We start from the raw sequence: 240 nt of genomic DNA, 5'->3' as shown, positions 1-240 counted from the left end.
ACGTCTTCGCGGGTCCAGTCCGGGTAGGTCTGCTCACGCCAATCCAGGAACGAAGTCTCGCCGCGATACAGGCCGATCCGTGCATCGAACACCGCTGCACGATCCTGCGCCAGGGTGGCCTGCAGTGCCTGCCAGACCTGGTCGGCAAAGGCCGCGTCATCCAGCAGCCCGCGTGCGGCCAGGAACCACACCACGCGGTCGCTGCTGATCGGCCAGCTGCCACCGGAGCCGGTGTCCTGG

1 protein-coding gene is annotated in these 240 nt (G+C 67.9%); it reads right to left on the bottom strand.

Translation table 11 applies throughout. The features are described 5' to 3' along the window. Window positions 1–240, bottom strand: a 240-nt coding sequence (locus RRF55_RS27720) for a hypothetical protein (protein ID WP_439419258.1), incomplete at both ends; no start/stop codon positions are given.

Origin of the sequence: Klebsiella sp. K47 (assembly GCF_051858335.1) — a bacterium.
Lineage (GTDB): Bacteria > Pseudomonadota > Gammaproteobacteria > Enterobacterales > Enterobacteriaceae > Klebsiella > Klebsiella pneumoniae.
Note: the sequence above shows the minus strand (reverse complement) of the source record. Positions and strands in the feature narration are given on the sequence as shown.